Source organism: Tenacibaculum discolor (assembly GCF_003664185.1).
Lineage (GTDB): Bacteria > Bacteroidota > Bacteroidia > Flavobacteriales > Flavobacteriaceae > Polaribacter > Polaribacter discolor.
In genome coordinates this window covers 246,834-263,076 of record NZ_RCCS01000009.1, presented here as the reverse complement: position 1 = coordinate 263,076, position 16,243 = coordinate 246,834, and the positions used below count along the sequence as shown (strand labels likewise).

15 protein-coding genes are annotated in these 16,243 nt (G+C 32.2%); 11 read left to right on the top strand and 4 right to left on the bottom strand.

Annotated elements, in window-relative coordinates; all coding sequences use genetic code 11:
• Positions 1 to 21: 21 nt before the first annotated feature.
• The 4 genes from C8N27_RS13215 to C8N27_RS13200 all read right to left on the bottom strand — a co-directional run bounded on the left by C8N27_RS13215 (position 22) and on the right by C8N27_RS13200 (position 6,798).
• A complete protein-coding gene (locus tag C8N27_RS13215; protein ID WP_121147933.1) occupies positions 22 to 2,460 on the bottom strand; it encodes a sodium-translocating pyrophosphatase in 2,439 nt (812 codons plus the stop codon).
• A 119-nt stretch (positions 2,461 to 2,579) separates the two neighbouring features.
• On the bottom strand, positions 2,580 to 3,107 hold the full coding sequence (locus tag C8N27_RS13210) for an inorganic diphosphatase (protein ID WP_121147931.1): 528 nt from the start codon (positions 3,105 to 3,107) through the stop codon (positions 2,580 to 2,582).
• Positions 3,108 to 3,210: 103 nt separating this feature from the next.
• Positions 3,211 to 5,742, bottom strand: coding sequence for a DUF5686 and carboxypeptidase-like regulatory domain-containing protein (locus C8N27_RS13205; protein ID WP_121147929.1), 2,532 nt, complete (start codon positions 5,740 to 5,742; stop codon positions 3,211 to 3,213).
• A 75-nt stretch (positions 5,743 to 5,817) separates the two neighbouring features.
• Positions 5,818 to 6,798: a pyruvate dehydrogenase complex E1 component subunit beta gene (locus C8N27_RS13200; protein WP_099215632.1), complete on the bottom strand. Its 981-nt coding sequence runs from the start codon at positions 6,796 to 6,798 to the stop codon at positions 5,818 to 5,820.
• A gap of 215 nt (positions 6,799 to 7,013) precedes the next feature.
• On the opposite strand from C8N27_RS13200, the gene C8N27_RS13195 reads away from it, so the two are divergent.
• The 11 genes from C8N27_RS13195 (at position 7,014) to C8N27_RS13145 (ending at position 16,223) form a co-directional block, all read left to right on the top strand.
• Positions 7,014 to 7,754, top strand: a complete 741-nt coding sequence (locus C8N27_RS13195; protein WP_099215631.1) for an electron transfer flavoprotein subunit beta/FixA family protein — start codon at positions 7,014 to 7,016, stop codon at positions 7,752 to 7,754.
• A gap of 103 nt (positions 7,755 to 7,857) precedes the next feature.
• Positions 7,858 to 8,811: an electron transfer flavoprotein subunit alpha/FixB family protein gene (locus tag C8N27_RS13190; protein WP_099215630.1), complete on the top strand. Its 954-nt coding sequence runs from the start codon at positions 7,858 to 7,860 to the stop codon at positions 8,809 to 8,811.
• 148 nt (positions 8,812 to 8,959) lie between these two features.
• Complete coding sequence (locus tag C8N27_RS13185; RefSeq protein ID WP_099215629.1) at positions 8,960 to 9,574, top strand: bifunctional nuclease family protein; 615 nt, start codon at positions 8,960 to 8,962, stop codon at positions 9,572 to 9,574.
• Positions 9,575 to 9,590: 16 nt separating this feature from the next.
• Complete coding sequence (locus C8N27_RS13180; RefSeq protein WP_099215692.1) at positions 9,591 to 11,336, top strand: NupC/NupG family nucleoside CNT transporter; 1,746 nt, start codon at positions 9,591 to 9,593, stop codon at positions 11,334 to 11,336.
• Between the two features lie 117 nt (positions 11,337 to 11,453).
• Positions 11,454 to 11,636: a hypothetical protein gene (locus tag C8N27_RS13175; protein ID WP_099215628.1), complete on the top strand. Its 183-nt coding sequence runs from the start codon at positions 11,454 to 11,456 to the stop codon at positions 11,634 to 11,636.
• Positions 11,637 to 11,750: 114 nt separating this feature from the next.
• Complete coding sequence (locus C8N27_RS13170) at positions 11,751 to 12,575, top strand: thymidylate synthase (protein ID WP_121147926.1); 825 nt, start codon at positions 11,751 to 11,753, stop codon at positions 12,573 to 12,575.
• A gap of 62 nt (positions 12,576 to 12,637) precedes the next feature.
• Positions 12,638 to 12,823 (top strand): hypothetical protein, encoded by a 186-nt coding sequence (locus C8N27_RS13165; protein ID WP_099215626.1) that lies wholly within the window; start codon positions 12,638 to 12,640, stop codon positions 12,821 to 12,823.
• 18 nt (positions 12,824 to 12,841) lie between these two features.
• Positions 12,842 to 13,333 carry a dihydrofolate reductase gene (locus C8N27_RS13160; protein WP_121147923.1) on the top strand — a complete coding sequence of 164 codons (492 nt, stop codon included), beginning with the start codon at positions 12,842 to 12,844 and terminating at the stop codon, positions 13,331 to 13,333.
• Positions 13,334 to 13,399: 66 nt separating this feature from the next.
• Complete coding sequence (gene gldA, locus C8N27_RS13155) at positions 13,400 to 14,293, top strand: gliding motility-associated ABC transporter ATP-binding subunit GldA (RefSeq protein WP_121147920.1); 894 nt, start codon at positions 13,400 to 13,402, stop codon at positions 14,291 to 14,293.
• 277 nt (positions 14,294 to 14,570) lie between these two features.
• Positions 14,571 to 15,146 carry a Pvc16 family protein gene (locus tag C8N27_RS13150; RefSeq protein WP_121147917.1) on the top strand — a complete coding sequence of 192 codons (576 nt, stop codon included), beginning with the start codon at positions 14,571 to 14,573 and terminating at the stop codon, positions 15,144 to 15,146.
• A gap of 6 nt (positions 15,147 to 15,152) precedes the next feature.
• Entirely contained in the window at positions 15,153 to 16,223 is a 1,071-nt protein-coding gene (locus tag C8N27_RS13145) for a hypothetical protein (RefSeq protein ID WP_121147915.1), read from the top strand.
• Positions 16,224 to 16,243: the final 20 nt, after the last annotated feature.

Here is a 16,243-nt window from a genome sequence, read left to right as displayed (position 1 = left end):
AGTTTTATACGAATTTGAGGATTATTCTTTTTTTGAATTTTCGTATTCTTTAATTTTCTTTTCAACTTCTTCTAAAGTACCTTCAAAAGTTTTTTCTTCAGTTACTTCTTCACCTTTTTTAATAGTAGTGGTTGTAATGGTTGCTTTAGCAGTACCATCGTCATTCTTTTCAATATTTACTTTAACGATGTTTTCTAATTTGTTTTCTGTAGTAAATTCAGCATCAGTAGAAAGTTTTATTTCATGTTTTTCACCATTCTTGTCAATCCAAACTTTAATGTTTTCTGTCTCTTCATTTGTTTCAGAAGAAGTATGCCCGCCTAATATTGGAGCAATAACTAAACCAACTAAACATGTAAGTTTAATTAAAATATTCATTGAGGGTCCAGAGGTGTCTTTAAAAGGGTCTCCAACAGTATCACCAGTAACTGCTGCTTTATGAGCATCAGAACCTTTGTAGGTCATTTCTCCGTTGATTTCAACACCTGCTTCAAAAGATTTCTTAGCGTTGTCCCATGCACCACCAGCATTATTTTGGAAAATAGCCCACATAACACCTGATACACAAACACCAGCCATATAACCACCTAAAGGTTCAGGGCCAAATAATAATCCGATAATAATTGGGGTGATGATAGTTATTAGCCCTGGTAAAATCATTTCTTTTAAGGCAGCTTTGGTTGAGATATCTACACATTTTGCGTATTCAGGGGTACCTGTTCCTTCCATAATTCCTGGAATTTCTTTAAACTGACGACGTACTTCGTGTACCATTTCCATAGCTGCTTTTCCCACTGATTGCATTGCCAATGCTGAAAATATTACAGGAATCATTCCTCCAACAAATAGCATAGCTAATACATCTGCTTTAAAAATATTTATCCCGTCAATTCCTGTAAAAGTTACATAAGCTGCAAATAAAGCTAAAGCAGTTAAGGCAGCAGAAGCAATGGCAAAACCTTTACCAACCGCAGCAGTTGTGTTTCCAACAGAGTCTAATATATCAGTACGCTCACGAACATGATCTTCTAATTCGCTCATTTCAGCAACTCCACCAGCATTGTCAGCAATAGGTCCGAAAGCATCAATAGCCAATTGCATAGCAGTAGTTGCCATCATTGCTGAAGCTGCTAAAGCAACTCCGTAAAACCCTGCAAAATAATATGAACCGTAAATTGCAGCTGCAAATAATAAAACAGACAAGAAAGTAGACTTCATACCTACAGCTAAACCAGCAATAATATTAGTACCAGCTCCTGTAGCACTATTTTGTACAATAGTTAATACAGGTTTTTTTCCTAGGCTTGTGTAGTAAGAAGTAACCATAGAAATTAAAGCACCTACGGCTAAACCAATACAGGCTGACCAAAATACATTTATAGAAGGCACTTCTTTAAAACCTGCCCCAAAGAATTTCATTTGCATTGTTTCAGGAAGCATCCATTTAATTAAGAAGAAACTTGCTGCTAAGGTTAAAATAATAGCAACCCAGTTTCCTGTATCTAATGCTTTTTGTACTTCTGCTTCTTTTGCTGTATTGTCTTTAATTCCTACCAAGAAAGTTCCAATAATGGAAGCTACAATACCAACTCCAGCAATTACTAACGGAAGTAATATTGGTCCCATTCCGTTAAATGCATCGGAAAAAGTAGAGTCTATTGACATATCTCTAATAACATAGTTTCCAAGAACCATGGCTGCTAATACTGTTGCTACGTATGAACCAAATAAATCAGCACCCATACCAGCAACATCACCAACGTTATCACCAACGTTATCTGCAATGGTAGCAGGATTACGAGGGTCGTCTTCTGGGATTCCTGCTTCTACTTTACCTACTAAATCGGCACCTACATCGGCAGCCTTGGTATAAATACCTCCACCAACACGAGCAAATAAAGCAATAGATTCAGCTCCTAGAGAAAAACCAGCTAAAGCTTCTAGTACGACAGTCATTTCATTATAGAAATTTCCATCATCTGTAATAAATTGACCGACGAATATTAGAAAAAATAAACTTAGACCTAAAACAGCTAAACCAGCGACACCAAGTCCCATTACGGTTCCACCACCAAAAGATACTTTTAAAGCTTGTGGCAGACTAGTTTTTGCAGCTTCAGCTGTTCTTGCGTTAGCATCGGTTGCAATACGCATTCCTATGTTTCCTGCTAGTGCAGAAAAAATTGCTCCTATTATAAATGCAGGAACAATCATAATGCTGGTTGTTTCTACTAATTGAGAGATTCCGAATAAAGCTAATGAAGCGATAATAACAAAGATTAGTAATAATCGATATTCGGCAGCTAAAAAAGCAAGAGCTCCTTCTTTAATACTTTTTGAAATGGATTGCATTTTTTCATTTCCTGCATCTTGTTTTTTAACCCAGATCATTTTTATATACATAAAAATGAGTCCTAAAAGTGCCAAAAGTATTGGCACATATATCATGTTTTGTTTCATGTTATTGTTATTTGATTAGTTATAAGTGTTCGTAAATATAACAAAATCAATAACTAAACAAAAAACCTCTCAGTTGTAACTGAGAGGTTTTTTGTTTTATATAGGATAATTTTTACAGATTAAATCTTGAAATTTCCATTAGCTTTATGTTCGCTATTCTCATAACGCTCTAAACATTTATCTAAAATTTCGTAAGCTTCATCTGCATTACCCCAGTCTCCGATATCAACTTTTTTCTTTTCTAAGTCTTTATATACTTGGAAGAAGTGTGTAATTTCTTTTTGACGGTGAGGGTTTAAATCTGTGATATCATTATACCTGTTCCAAATAGGATCAGATACTGGTACACAAACAATCTTTTCATCTGGACCTTTTTCGTCTGCCATATGGAAAACACCAATTGGTTTTACCTCCATAACACACATCGGGAAAGTTGGTTCAGCACCTAAAACTAAAACATCTAATGGATCATCATCTAATGCTAAAGTTTGAGGAATAAACCCATAGTCTCCAGGGTACATCATTGAAGAGAATAACATTCTGTCAAAACGAATTTTTCCTAAATCAAAATCGTATTCGTACTTGTTTCTACTACCTTTTGGTATTTCAATTAAAACATCAACTGTTTTTCTTTCTTTTGCGGTCATATATTCTAAACTTTTCTTCGTTTTCTAAAATCGGTTTGCAAAAGTAGTGATTTATTAGTTTTTTTAAAGAAAAAATAAAGGTAATTTATGGTTAAATGTATGATTATAAGCCAGGTTTAATACCTATACGGATTGCAAACTTTGGTGTTGGAGTAACAACTGATCCTGTTGGAGGTGTATAATTACTTCTCCAAATAGCATCAATTCTCAGAAAACGTAAGTTACCATAACCAATATTTTCTAGCCCAACACTATATTCATAATATAGTTTATTTGGAGCGTTGTAGTTAATGTTATAAGCTCCACTGCTATTAGATAAGCCATCGTTTATAGCTCTATTCTCTTGAGATATATTTCCATAAGCAGCTCTAAAAGAAACTAAACTTCTTAATTTTAATTTTTTCAATAGCGGAATTCTATTCAGAATATAACCATTAAAATGGTGTTCAAAATGTCCTGCTAAATATTCGTCAGCAACAAAATCGTAGTAATTAAGTAAGGCAAAAGTATCTTTTACTAATGAAAACGTTTGGTTGGCAGGTATTGGGCTTAATAAAGCAACAGGAACAGTGCCAAATGTTTTTCCTGCTTCAATGCTAGCGTCTAAAGTTCCAAACTTACTAAGTAGAATAGGTTGGCTGTATTTGAATTGGATTTTATCGTAACTGTGAGTTCCATTAAAAGGTCCTTTATAACCTTTTCGGTAGTTTAATACGAAAGTAGGAAATACGTTTCGTCCAAAACGTCTTTCTACACCTAACCCATATACAAATCTTCCAGGAGTGAAAGAAACATAAATGTCGGAAGCTACATCAGTAACTCTTGATTGAATATTTCCGTTTTCATCAATGTAATTCATGGAGAAATCTTTCTCAGAAGCTGAAGCTATTTTTGAGTGAGAAAAATTAAACCCTACATGTAAGTTCTGTTGAACTTGGTAATCAAAATTTGTAGCTATTTTTTCAATATTAGATAAAAAGAAATTATCTCCTCTAGAAAATAATGCAGCCGTACCAAAACTTCTCCCTAAAAGTTGTGTTGTGTTTAATAGGGTACTACCCAATTGTTCAATATCTTTTTGATATGCAACACCAACAGCAATTCTTGGTTTATAAGATAGAAGATAGCGAGCTTCTGCACCATACTTTGCTTTTTTGTCTTTAAAACCGTAAGCAACATGACCTCCTAGGCGAAAACGATCATCTTTAGTAATAAAGGTTCTGAATCCCATTTTGGTTCTGAATCCTTCTACCTGATTGTTAGCAAAAGCAGTCCATAAAGGCCCAATTTGTACACCAAATTTGGTGTTTATATATCCACTAGCTACAGTGTTTATTAATCCAGTTAGGTTTTTTATTTGTTTTTTTTCTTTGACACTTTCAATTAATTTGTAGGTGTTTTTACTTTCATTGGATTGAACATCTGCCCAATAAGACTCTTCTTTTTTGTATTGATCAGGCCTTATTTTTTCAATAGTTTGTTCATAGAAGTTTTTAGGAAGTGCCTTGTTTAAAACATAATTCTTAAAAGTAATATTCTTTTTAATAGTTAATCCTTTGTTGCTTTCATTTTTGTCAATAAAAGTAAAGTCACCTTCATAGGCATTTTTAGTGGGGATGTATATACTATCGTTTCGTACTTCAAATTCTTTTTCAAAAGTAAGCCCTCTTACAAAGTTTAAGTTAATGCTTTTGTGGACTTTCATTTTTAGTTTTTTGATAGAGAAGTTTTTGTCAGCTACCCAAAAGTTCCCTTGAAAAGCTAAATCACCATCCCTTCTTGGGAAGAAGTAAATGTTGTAGAGTTTTTTATTATTGTTTACAATACTATCATATAAAACATAATCGTAAGTAGAAAAGCCATCAGTAGATAAAGGACTAACAAAGGGCTTTTGAAGTAAATTGATATTGTTTTTAAAAACATCAACATTTTGAAAAGTATTAGCCATTCTATCAAAAATAAAACCTTGGGCACTTAAACCTTCAGATTTTTCAGCCTCAATATCTTCTCTAATATTGTTGTTTTTATTGTCTCCATAAACATTAGCAACTTGTTCATTTAAGAAAATAGGAATGTAGTAGTTTATTCCATCGCTATCATAATTTATTTCTTGAAGAGCTTGTTTATACTCTTTTTTAAATATCTTTTTCAAGAACAGTGTATCTAAGTTGTTTAGCCCTATTTCTATGGATGTGTTTTTTTTGTATTGATAATGATCAACTAAGTCAAGACCATTTTTTCGTTTACGTTTCCAAATTTCTTTTAAAATTCTATAGGCAGGGTTTTCCTTTTTCTTTAAACGTTTTTTAGGTTTGGTAACAATAACAACTTCTTCTAACTCATTACTTTCCTCTTTTAAAACAATACTTAAAAACTTTGTCTTTTGACTAACTTTTATTGTTTGCGTTTGGAATCCTACAAAAGATATTTCGAGTACACCTCTGTATTTATTTGTTTTTAGATAAAATCTACCGTTATCGTCAGTAGTGGTTCCGTGCGTAGTGTTTTTTAGGATGACATTAACGAAAGGCATTGGAGTGTCAAACTCGTCAACTACTTTACCTTGTATGGTTAATTGTGCACATAAAACATTGGTAGCTAGTAGTAATAGTAAGGTAAGAAGATGTTTCATCATTTTTTTTTACTACAAAATCCTTTTGACCAGAGTCAAAAGGATTTTAATTTATTTTTCAATTTCTTTTTTCTTCAATTATTTGCGGTACATTACCTCTTTTACGGCTGATACAACATCATTTGCATTTGGTAACCATTCCTCCAATAACACAGGAGAATAAGGAGCAGGAGCATCAGCAGTTGTAATCCTTTTAATAGGAGCATCTAAATAATCAAATGCTTCATCTTGTACCCTAAAAGTAATTTCTGATGAAACACTTCCAAATGGCCATGCTTCTTCTAAAATTACCAATCTGTTAGTTTTCTTAACAGATTCTAAAATAGTTTTATGATCCATTGGACGAACGGTGCGTAAATCGATAATTTCAACTGAAATTCCTTCTTTAGCTAATTCGTCAGCAGCTTTGTAAGCTTCTTTTATAATTTTACCAAAAGATACTACAGTTACATCTGAACCTTCTCTTTTAATATCAGCAACTCCAATAGGAATAATGTATTCTCCTTCAGGAATTTCCATTTTATCACCATACATTTGCTCAGATTCCATAAAAATTACTGGATCATCATCACGAATAGCAGCTTTTAATAAACCTTTTGCGTCGTATGGATTAGAAGGAACAATTACTTTTAATCCAGGGCAGTTAGCATACCAGCTTTCAAAAGCTTGTGAGTGTGTTGCTGCTAATTGACCAGCAGAAGCTGTAGGTCCACGAAAAACAATAGGGCAGTTAAACTGTCCACCACTCATTTGACGGATTTTCGCAGCATTGTTAATAATTTGGTCAATTCCCACTAACGAGAAATTGAAAGTCATATACTCAACAATAGGGCGGTTACCGTTCATTGCTGATCCTACAGCAATACCACCAAAGCCTAATTCGGCAATAGGAGCATCAATAACGCGTTTAGCACCAAACTCGTCTAACATTCCTTTGCTGGCTTTATATGCACCATTATACTCAGCAACTTCTTCTCCAATCAAGTAAATGCTTTCGTCTCTACGCATTTCCTCGCTCATTGCTTCGCAAACGGCTTCTCTAAATTGTACTGTTTTCATACGTTTTATAAGTAGTTGTTTATCAAGAGTGCAAAAATAATAAAAATAGGGGTAATATTGTAGCTTTAAAATCAACAAATGATTATGTAATAATAATACCTTAATTTTGAGGTTGATTAATGTTGAGGAAAAAATTTATTATGCACGCATAGTAAATTAAAAAAAATCCTTAACTTCGTCGCACAAAATTAAGTTTCTTTAAAACAACGATATATATGAAAATATTAGTTTGTATCAGTCATGTACCTGATACTACTTCAAAAATCAACTTTACTGATAACGATACAAAGTTTGATACTAACGGGGTTCAATATGTTATAAATCCATACGATGAGTTTAGTTTAACTCGTGCAATGTGGTTTAAAGAAAAGCAAGGAGCAAGTGTAACTGTAGTGAATGTTGGAGGAGCTTCTACTGAGCCTACTTTACGTAAAGCTTTAGCGATTGGTGCAGATGATGCAATTCGTGTAAACGCTGAACCAACTGACGGATTTATGGTTGCTAAAGAGTTAGCTGAAGTTGTTAAAAATGGAGGGTATGATTTAGTATTAGCAGGAAAAGAATCTGCTGATTATAATGGACAAATGGTTCCAGGGATGTTAGCTTCTTTATTAGATTTTAACTTTGTTAATGGTTGTGTTGGTGTAGAGGTAGATGGAACAAATGCTACTTTAGATAGAGAGATTGACGGAGGAGAAGAAAAAGTATCTTCAACATTACCAATGGTAATTGCAGGTCAAAAAGGAATTGTAGAAGAAAAAGATTTACGTATTCCTAATATGAGAGGTATTATGATGGCGCGTAAAAAGCCATTAAGTGTAGTTGAACCAACTGGTGCAGCAGCAGCGACAGCAACTCAAAACTTTGAAAAACCAGCACCAAAAGGAGCGGTTAAGTTAGTTGATAATGTTGATGATTTAATTGATTTATTACATAACGAAGCGAAAGTAATTTAATTAGTTAACCTGTTTTAATAGAGTTCAAAAGAAAAAATAAAAAATATTTGTTAGTGTTTAATGATAAAAAACTAACCACTAACGACTAAAAAAATAAAAAAATATGTCTGTATTAGTTTTTGCCGATTCATCGGAAGGAAAATTCAAAAAAACAGCTTTTGAGGTTGTTTCATACGGAAAAAAAGTAGCAGAACAATTAGGAAGCGACTTAGTAGTGTTAACTATTAATGGAGGAGATGCTTCTGAATTATATACTTACGGAGCAGAGAATGTAGTAGAAGTAAAAAATGACTTATCTTCATTCAATGCTAAAGCATATGCTTCAATTATTAAACAAGTAGCAGAAGCAAAAGGAGCTAACACAGTAATTATCGACTCTAGTGTTGATGGATTAACTGTAGCACCATTAGTAGCTGTAGCTTTAGAGGCAGGATATGCTTCAAATGCTGTAGCTTTACCAAGTAGCACAAGTCCTTTTGTTGTTAAAAGAAAAGCTTTCTCAAACAAAGGGTTTAATAACACTGAAATTTCAACTGAGAAAAAAGTAATAGGTGTTGCTAAAAATTCTTACGGAGCACATGAAAATGCAGTAAGTGGTTCTGCTGAAGGTTTTGATGCTACATTACCTGAATTAGGAGTGAAATCTGAAAATATTAATAGAGCAACAGGAAAAGTTACGATTGCTGATGCTGATATTGTTGTTTCTGCAGGAAGAGGTTTGAAAGGGCCTGAAAACTGGGGAATGGTTGAGGAGTTGGCTGATGTTTTAGGTGCAGCAACTGCATGTTCTAAGCCTGTATCTGATTTAGGATGGCGTCCACACAGTGAACACGTAGGGCAAACAGGTAAGCCAGTAGCTTCGAACTTATATATTGCTATTGGTATTTCTGGAGCAATTCAACATTTAGCAGGAATTAATGCTTCTAAAGTAAAAGTAGTTATCAATACAGATCCTGAAGCACCTTTCTTTAAGGCTGCTGATTATGGTATTGTAGGTGATGCTTTTGAAGTTGTACCTCAGTTAGTAGACAAATTAAAAGCTTTTAAACAAGCATAAAATAGTGGTAATTTTTTCTTTTTCTATAAATTAGAGTTCAACTCATAATTTTTAGTAAATTGTGCCCACTTTAGAAGGCTGTCTAAAATTTTAAGCAAAAGGCCTAAATTTAGACAGTTTTTTTGTATTTTATGATGATTGATTGTACATGAGTTTAATTAAACTAACTATAAAAGGGATTTCATATAGCCAAACACAAAGTGGGGCATATGCTTTAGTGCTGAGTGAAATGGAAGGAACCAGAACACTTCCTATAATCATAGGAGCATTTGAGGCACAATCAATAGCAATAGCATTGGAAAAAGAAATCCGTCCTCCAAGACCACTTACTCACGATTTATTTAAAACATTTTCTGATAGATTTTCTATCACAGTAAAGCAGGTAATTATACACAAATTAGTTGATGGTGTGTTTTATTCAAGCTTAATCTGCGAAAGAGAAGGAGTAGAAGAGGTTATTGATACAAGGACTTCAGATGCAATAGCTTTGGCAGTTCGATTTGAAGCACCAATTTTTACCTACGAAAATATCTTAGATAAAGCAGGTATTTATCTAAAAATGGATGAAGAATTAACAATTGAAGAAGATTTGGAGTCTGATGAAGACGAAATAGAATTTTCAATTGAAGAGGAAGAAGAAGGAGAAGGCAGCTACTCACACTTATCACTTAAAGAATTACACGAACAACTTAACGATGCTGTAGCCAATGAAAACTATGAGTTGGCAGCTAAAATTCGTGATGAAATCAGCAAACGTTCTTAATTTTAAAATATTAAAAATGAAGAAACTATTTACTTTCATAATGCTTTGCGTTACGATGATAACTTTTAGCCAAAGCATTGAAAAAAAGTGGAATTTCTCATCAATTACAACGACAGAAGGAGATTCAATTGTTTCTATAGATCCTACAGATGTTTTTACTTTATCAGAAGGGAACTTTACATACTCTTTAGTGGCAAAAGATAGTTTACAAGCTTCAGGAAACTATATTCATCAAAACAACTTATTAATTTTTAACTACAAACAACCTAACGATACAGTTCGTTATTACAATGTAGTTGAGTTAACAGATGAAGTATTAACACTTTCAGAAAAAAACATACTTTATAATTTTACAACAGAATCAAAAGTAGTTTTAGAAAAAGACTCTGAAGAGGTAGTAGACAATACAAGTAAAATAATTCCAAGCCAAGGTTTCTCAATGCAAAGTTTATGGAGAGGAGCTTTAGGAATGGTAACATTATTAATTATAGCTTTTTTATTTAGTGCAAACCGAAGAGGTATAGATTGGAAAACAGTAGGGTTAGGACTAGCTTTTCAATTATTAATAGCAATTGGAGTTTTAAAAGTCCCTTTTGTACAAAAGACGTTTGAGTTAGTAGGAGGTTTGTTTGTTAGTGTATTAGATTTTACAAGAGCAGGAAGTGAGTTTTTATTCAGCGGTTTAGTTGCTGATATGGATTCTTTTGGATTTATTTTTGCTTTTCAAGTATTGCCTACAATTATATTTTTCTCGGCACTAACGTCAGTATTATTCTATTTAGGACTGATTCAAAAAATAGTAAAAGGATTAGCTTGGTTGTTATCTAAATTTTTAAAGATTTCTGGGGCAGAAAGTTTATCGGTAGCAGGAAATATTTTCTTAGGACAAACAGAAGCACCTTTGTTAATTAAAGCATATTTAGAGAAAATGAACCGTTCTGAAATCTTATTAGTAATGATAGGAGGAATGGCAACAGTAGCAGGAGCTGTTTTAGCTGCTTATATTGGGTTTTTAGGAGGAGATGATGAAGCATTACGTTTATTATATGCAAAACATTTATTAGCAGCATCTGTAATGGCAGCACCAGGAGCAATTATTATTTCTAAAATATTATATCCACAAACTGAAGAAGTAAATACAGATGTACAAGTTTCATCAGAAAAAATTGGTTCAAATATTTTAGATGCTATTGCTAATGGAACAACAGAAGGTTTACAACTAGCAATGAATGTTGCAGCAATGTTATTAGTATTTATTGCATTTATAGCCATGATAAATGGTATTTTAGGTGGAATTGGAGGTTTTGATGGAATTGAATATTTCAGCTGGAAATTTACTTCTTTGAATGAGCTGATTGAAGGAGCTACACCTTATGAAGCATTATCGTTAGAATTTATTTTAGGATATGCCTTTGCACCTTTAATGTGGTTAATTGGAGTAGCTAAAGAAGATATGGCGTTAATGGGACAATTATTGGGTATTAAATTAGCTGCAAGTGAGTTTGTGGGATATATCCAATTAGCAGACTTAAAAAATGCTGCAAGTGCAACACATTTAACGTATAGCAAGTCAGTAATTATGGCAACTTACATGTTATGTGGTTTTGCAAACTTTGCTTCTATTGGAATTCAAATTGGAGGAATTGGTTCATTAGCACCAGGTCAACGTAAAAACTTATCTGAATTTGGGATGAAAGCTTTAATTGGAGGTACAATTGCTTCGTTAATGTCAGCAACCATAGCAGGTATGATTATTGGTTAAAAGATTTTTTAAAATTACAATTTAATTGTAAAGTGTTGTTTTTTAGGTTGATAGTTTTGTTTGTTCACTTTTTTTGATATATTTATACCAATATTAACCCCCAAAATTAAATCTATCATGAAAAAACTGAAAAGTTTAAAAGGAATTAAAACGTTATCAAGAAGTGAACAAAACCAAATTAACGGAGGAGGCTATACCTATTGTAAAGGACCTCGTTTATGTTGTACTAGGTTTGCAAATGGTCAAGAGTTTTGTGACTATGGTTACTGCCAAAGTAATGGAACCTGTGTTTGGGCATAGTTATAGTTGATAACTTATTAATATAATTTTAAAAGCATTTACATTTTTTGTAGATGCTTTTTTATTTTTACGTTGTTAAACAGATCAACAATTTTAACGATTAAACGCAGAAGGATGAAGCAGTATCACGATTTAGTAAAACACGTTTTAGAAAACGGAAACGAAAAGGGAGATAGAACAGGAACAGGAACCAAAAGTGTTTTTGGATATCAAATGCGATTTGATTTGAGTGAAGGGTTTCCAATGGTAACAACTAAGAAGCTACACCTAAAATCGATTATTTATGAATTATTATGGTTTATAAAGGGTGATACCAATATTAAGTATTTACAAGAAAATGGTGTACGTATTTGGAATGAATGGGCTGATGAAAATGGTGATTTAGGTCCAGTGTACGGACATCAATGGCGTAACTGGAATAGTGATGAAATAGATCAATTAAAAGAAGTAATTGAAACCTTAAAAACTAATCCTAATAGCCGTAGAATGTTAGTGTCTGCATGGAACCCTTCTGTTTTACCAGATACTTCAAAGTCGTTTGCAGAAAATGTAGCGAATGGTAAAGCGGCATTACCTCCATGTCATGCATTTTTTCAATTTTATGTAGCAGACGGGAAACTTTCATGTCAATTGTATCAACGTAGTGCAGATATATTTTTAGGAGTTCCTTTTAATATTGCGTCTTATGCTTTATTTACAATGATGGTTGCACAAGTTTGTGGTTATGAAGCTGGAGAGTTTATTCATACATTTGGTGATGCTCATATATATAATAATCATATGGAGCAATTAGAGTTGCAATTATCACGTGAACCAAGATCTCTTCCTAAAATGAAAATTAATTCAGCAATAAAAAATATTGAAGATTTTACTTTTGAAGATTTCGAATTGGTAGGTTATGATCCTCATCCACACATAAAAGGAGTTGTAGCAGTATAATTTAACTTTATTTTATATATATTGTTTAGTAGCTTTGTAAGAAACCACCTAAAAGTTATAAAATGAATACAGATGTTGATGTTTTAAAAGAAGATCTCTATGATAAAATAGCTGAAATTAACGATGAAAATGTGCTAAAGGCAATTCATACGTTGGTTGATAATATGAAAAATGAAACTTTTGAAGAAGCTACAACAGAAAAAAGAGATCTTACAGGATATATTAAAGAATGGGTGAAAAATATGTAAGCCACACAAACTAAATTTATGATTACACTCATAGCTGCAATTGCAAAAAACAATGCTTTAGGAAAAGATAATGACTTAATTTGGCATTTGCCTGCCGATTTAAAACGTTTTAAAAAAGTTACTACAGGCCATCCTATTTTAATGGGGCGTAATACTTTTGAGAGTATTGGTAAACCTTTACCTAACCGTACATCAATAATTATTACCCGAAATAATAACTACTTTATAGATGGATGCTTAATAGCAAATAGTATTGAGCAAGCTATAGAGTTAGTAGAAGGAAATGATGCGTTTATAATAGGTGGGGCGCAAATTTATAAGGAAGCTTTAGAGCAAAATTTAGTTGATAGATTAGATATAACTGTATTGCATCATGAGTTTGAAGCAGATGCTTTTTTCCCTAAAATAGATATGAATATATGGAAAGAAGTAGCACGGGAAGATTTTAAAGCTGACGAAAAAAATAAATATGACTACAGCTTCGTTTCTTATGAAAAGAGAAAAGGTTAAGGGTATAAGGTCAAAGTAAAAAATAAGTCTTGAATCTTTTATCTAAAAATCTATCAATCTAAAAACATGTCAATAGAACTTACCTCAATAGTAAAAACATACGGAACACAAAAGGCTGTTAATAATATTTCCTTTTCAGCAAAGAAAGGAGAAATAGTTGGTTTTTTAGGTCCAAATGGAGCTGGGAAATCTACAACAATGAAAATCTTAACGGGGTTTATTAAACCTTCAAAAGGAACTGTGTTGGTAAGTGGAATTGATGTAATTTCAAATCCTATTGAAGCACAAAAAAAAATAGGTTATTTACCAGAGCATAATCCATTGTACTTGGATATGTATGTGAAAGAATATTTACAGTTTCAAGCATCTTTACATAATATAGAAAAGTCTAGAATTAATGAGATTATTGATAGAGTAGGCTTAAAGATAGAAGCACATAAGAAGATTAATCAATTATCTAAAGGATATCGCCAGCGTGTAGGATTAGCGGCCGCTATTTTACACAATCCAGAAGTATTAATTTTAGATGAACCTACTACAGGGTTAGATCCAAACCAATTAGTTGAAATACGTCAATTAATAAAAGAGTTAGGAAAAGATAAAACAGTATTATTATCTACACACATTATGCAAGAAGTAGAAGCAATGTGTGACCGAGTTATAATTATAAATAAAGGAGAAATAGTAATTAATAAACCTATTTCAGAACTTAAAACAGATAATGAACAAGTAATTAAAGTAACGTTTGACTATAAATTAGAGGAACAATTTATTAAACGATTACCAAATATTACAGGATATAAAAATACGCTAGAAAATAATTGGGTGTTAACATTTAATACTTCTGAAGATATGCGCCCAGTAATTTTTGACTTTGCACAAGAAAATGGATTAAAAATTCTAGGATTAAATACCGAAAACAAAAACTTAGAAAGTTTATTTAGGGAGTTGACCAAATAAAAAATAACAAACAAGAATATATATAAACTCTTTATGCATACTGTGTATAAAGAGTTTTTTATTGGATTCACGTAAAACTTAAAATTTCTTGATTAAAAAAGTAAGGGTGATTTTCCCCTTTTTACTACCTGTAATTCTATTAGAAAATATTTAGGAGAAACTACTTTTTTAAAAGAGTTTTTCATTGCGGTTATTCTTCGTAAGAGAGGTTAATTTTACAATGTCTGATTGCTAACCCTTCAATCTACAAGCAAAACTAACTAAACTTACTATTAAAATGATTTTTGAAATATTACAAATCATTACCGAAGAATTAAATGACTATTTCGATGAAAAGGCTGTAGACTTATCAAATATAGCTATGGCTGAAGGAGATGGAAATTCTCCAGCAAATAACCCAGATATTTCATTAACATTAATTAATACACAAGAAGAATTTACATTAAAAAATACTTCTAACAATCGTGTAGAAGGAACTACAGTTAGTTACAGAAATCCAAAAGTATACTTAAACCTCTACGTTTTGTTCAGTGTAGATAAATCCAGTTACGCTGAATCTTTAAAGAGTTTAACAAAAATATTAGCTTTTTTTCAAGGGAAAAAAGTATTCACGCATCAAAACACCAACTTTGAAGGTATAGATGGATTGGGAGACCTAAAGACTTTTAAATTTATTACTCAACTATATACGCCTTCTTTTGAGGAGTTAAATTATATATGGGGAACCTTAGGAGGTAAACAGTACCCATCTGTACTTTATAAAATAACATTACTAGAAATAGAAAGGGATATTGTAACCAAAGAAGGAACAGTAGTCTCGGGTATTGAACAACAATCAATAATTAAAAATTAAAAGATTATGTACAAAACACTGTTCAATATCAATATATACCACTCTTATTTCCTAGATGAAGGAGAACGAACTTTTTTCGAATTAAATGGAGGAAATAATGGAGTAACACCTCTTACAGATGAAGAAAAAAAACGTTTAGAAGAACAATATGATATTAGCAAGTTTCTATCAATTCAACCTACTCAAGAAACCAAAAAGAGTTTAAAAAATCATAGACTATTACTTAGAAGTCATAAAAAAGGAGTCCGAGTACTATCAGAAACTATAAAAGTAACTACCAAAGAAGGAAATCAAGAAGTAAGTAGATATAGTCCAATAATTACATTACCCGATTCACTAACGCTAACTTTTTATTTAAAAGTACACCATGCTTATTTTGAAAATTTTTCTAACATAATTGAAAAGAAAGAGGAGCAACTATATTACTTATCAAACAAAAGTTCCTCAGTAATCAATTTATTTGAAACAATTTCTGAGGTAAAAAAATGGAGCTCATTTTTGATTTCAGATAGTGAAACAAGAAAACTATTACACCAACTGGAAACTGAAAAAGAGTTTGATACAACTACACCGAATTTAGTAACTGTTGCAAATACCAATGCTTCTGAATTAAATGTTATAGAATCTAAAATAATGAATGCTATCCCTTTAAATGAAGAAGAGCAAAAGGTGATAGATACTATTAATTTTTTTGTAAGAAGAATTAAAAATAGTGGGGTAATAGGAGTTGTTCAAATCCAGATATCAGGAGACAATAACAACAATTTAACAGAAGAAGTATTAACTAAGAATGAAGAAACAGAAGTTTTTGATGTCTCAAAACAATGTTTGTTAGAGGAGTCCCCAGAGTTTGCTGTTTGTATTGAAAATAGAAACACATTTTGGCGTTACACGAAAAGAAGTGAAAACCTTGTAATGACTACGTCAGAAGAAAAACCATTGACACTTAATGGGCGTGTAGAGATAGATAAACAAGACGTTATACCAGAACCACAAGAAGATTATTATTTCCCAAATCCTACTCCAGAAAGTATTAAGAAAGAATCGCAAGATTATTATTCGGAAGTATTTATATAAACAAAAATTAAAATTTAAAA

Coding starts and splice junctions, on each gene's coding strand:
- C8N27_RS13215 (WP_121147933.1), bottom strand. CDS start 2,460: ATGAAACAAAACATGATATATGTGCCAATACTTTTGGCACTTTTAGGA.
- C8N27_RS13210 (WP_121147931.1), bottom strand. CDS start 3,107: ATGACCGCAAAAGAAAGAAAAACAGTTGATGTTTTAATTGAAATACCA.
- C8N27_RS13205 (WP_121147929.1), bottom strand. CDS start 5,742: ATGATGAAACATCTTCTTACCTTACTATTACTACTAGCTACCAATGTT.
- C8N27_RS13200 (WP_099215632.1), bottom strand. CDS start 6,798: ATGAAAACAGTACAATTTAGAGAAGCCGTTTGCGAAGCAATGAGCGAG.
- C8N27_RS13195 (WP_099215631.1), top strand. CDS start 7,014: ATGAAAATATTAGTTTGTATCAGTCATGTACCTGATACTACTTCAAAA.
- C8N27_RS13190 (WP_099215630.1), top strand. CDS start 7,858: ATGTCTGTATTAGTTTTTGCCGATTCATCGGAAGGAAAATTCAAAAAA.
- C8N27_RS13185 (WP_099215629.1), top strand. CDS start 8,960: ATGAGTTTAATTAAACTAACTATAAAAGGGATTTCATATAGCCAAACA.
- C8N27_RS13180 (WP_099215692.1), top strand. CDS start 9,591: ATGAAGAAACTATTTACTTTCATAATGCTTTGCGTTACGATGATAACT.
- C8N27_RS13175 (WP_099215628.1), top strand. CDS start 11,454: ATGAAAAAACTGAAAAGTTTAAAAGGAATTAAAACGTTATCAAGAAGT.
- C8N27_RS13170 (WP_121147926.1), top strand. CDS start 11,751: ATGAAGCAGTATCACGATTTAGTAAAACACGTTTTAGAAAACGGAAAC.
- C8N27_RS13165 (WP_099215626.1), top strand. CDS start 12,638: ATGAATACAGATGTTGATGTTTTAAAAGAAGATCTCTATGATAAAATA.
- C8N27_RS13160 (WP_121147923.1), top strand. CDS start 12,842: ATGATTACACTCATAGCTGCAATTGCAAAAAACAATGCTTTAGGAAAA.
- gldA (WP_121147920.1), top strand. CDS start 13,400: ATGTCAATAGAACTTACCTCAATAGTAAAAACATACGGAACACAAAAG.
- C8N27_RS13150 (WP_121147917.1), top strand. CDS start 14,571: ATGATTTTTGAAATATTACAAATCATTACCGAAGAATTAAATGACTAT.
- C8N27_RS13145 (WP_121147915.1), top strand. CDS start 15,153: ATGTACAAAACACTGTTCAATATCAATATATACCACTCTTATTTCCTA.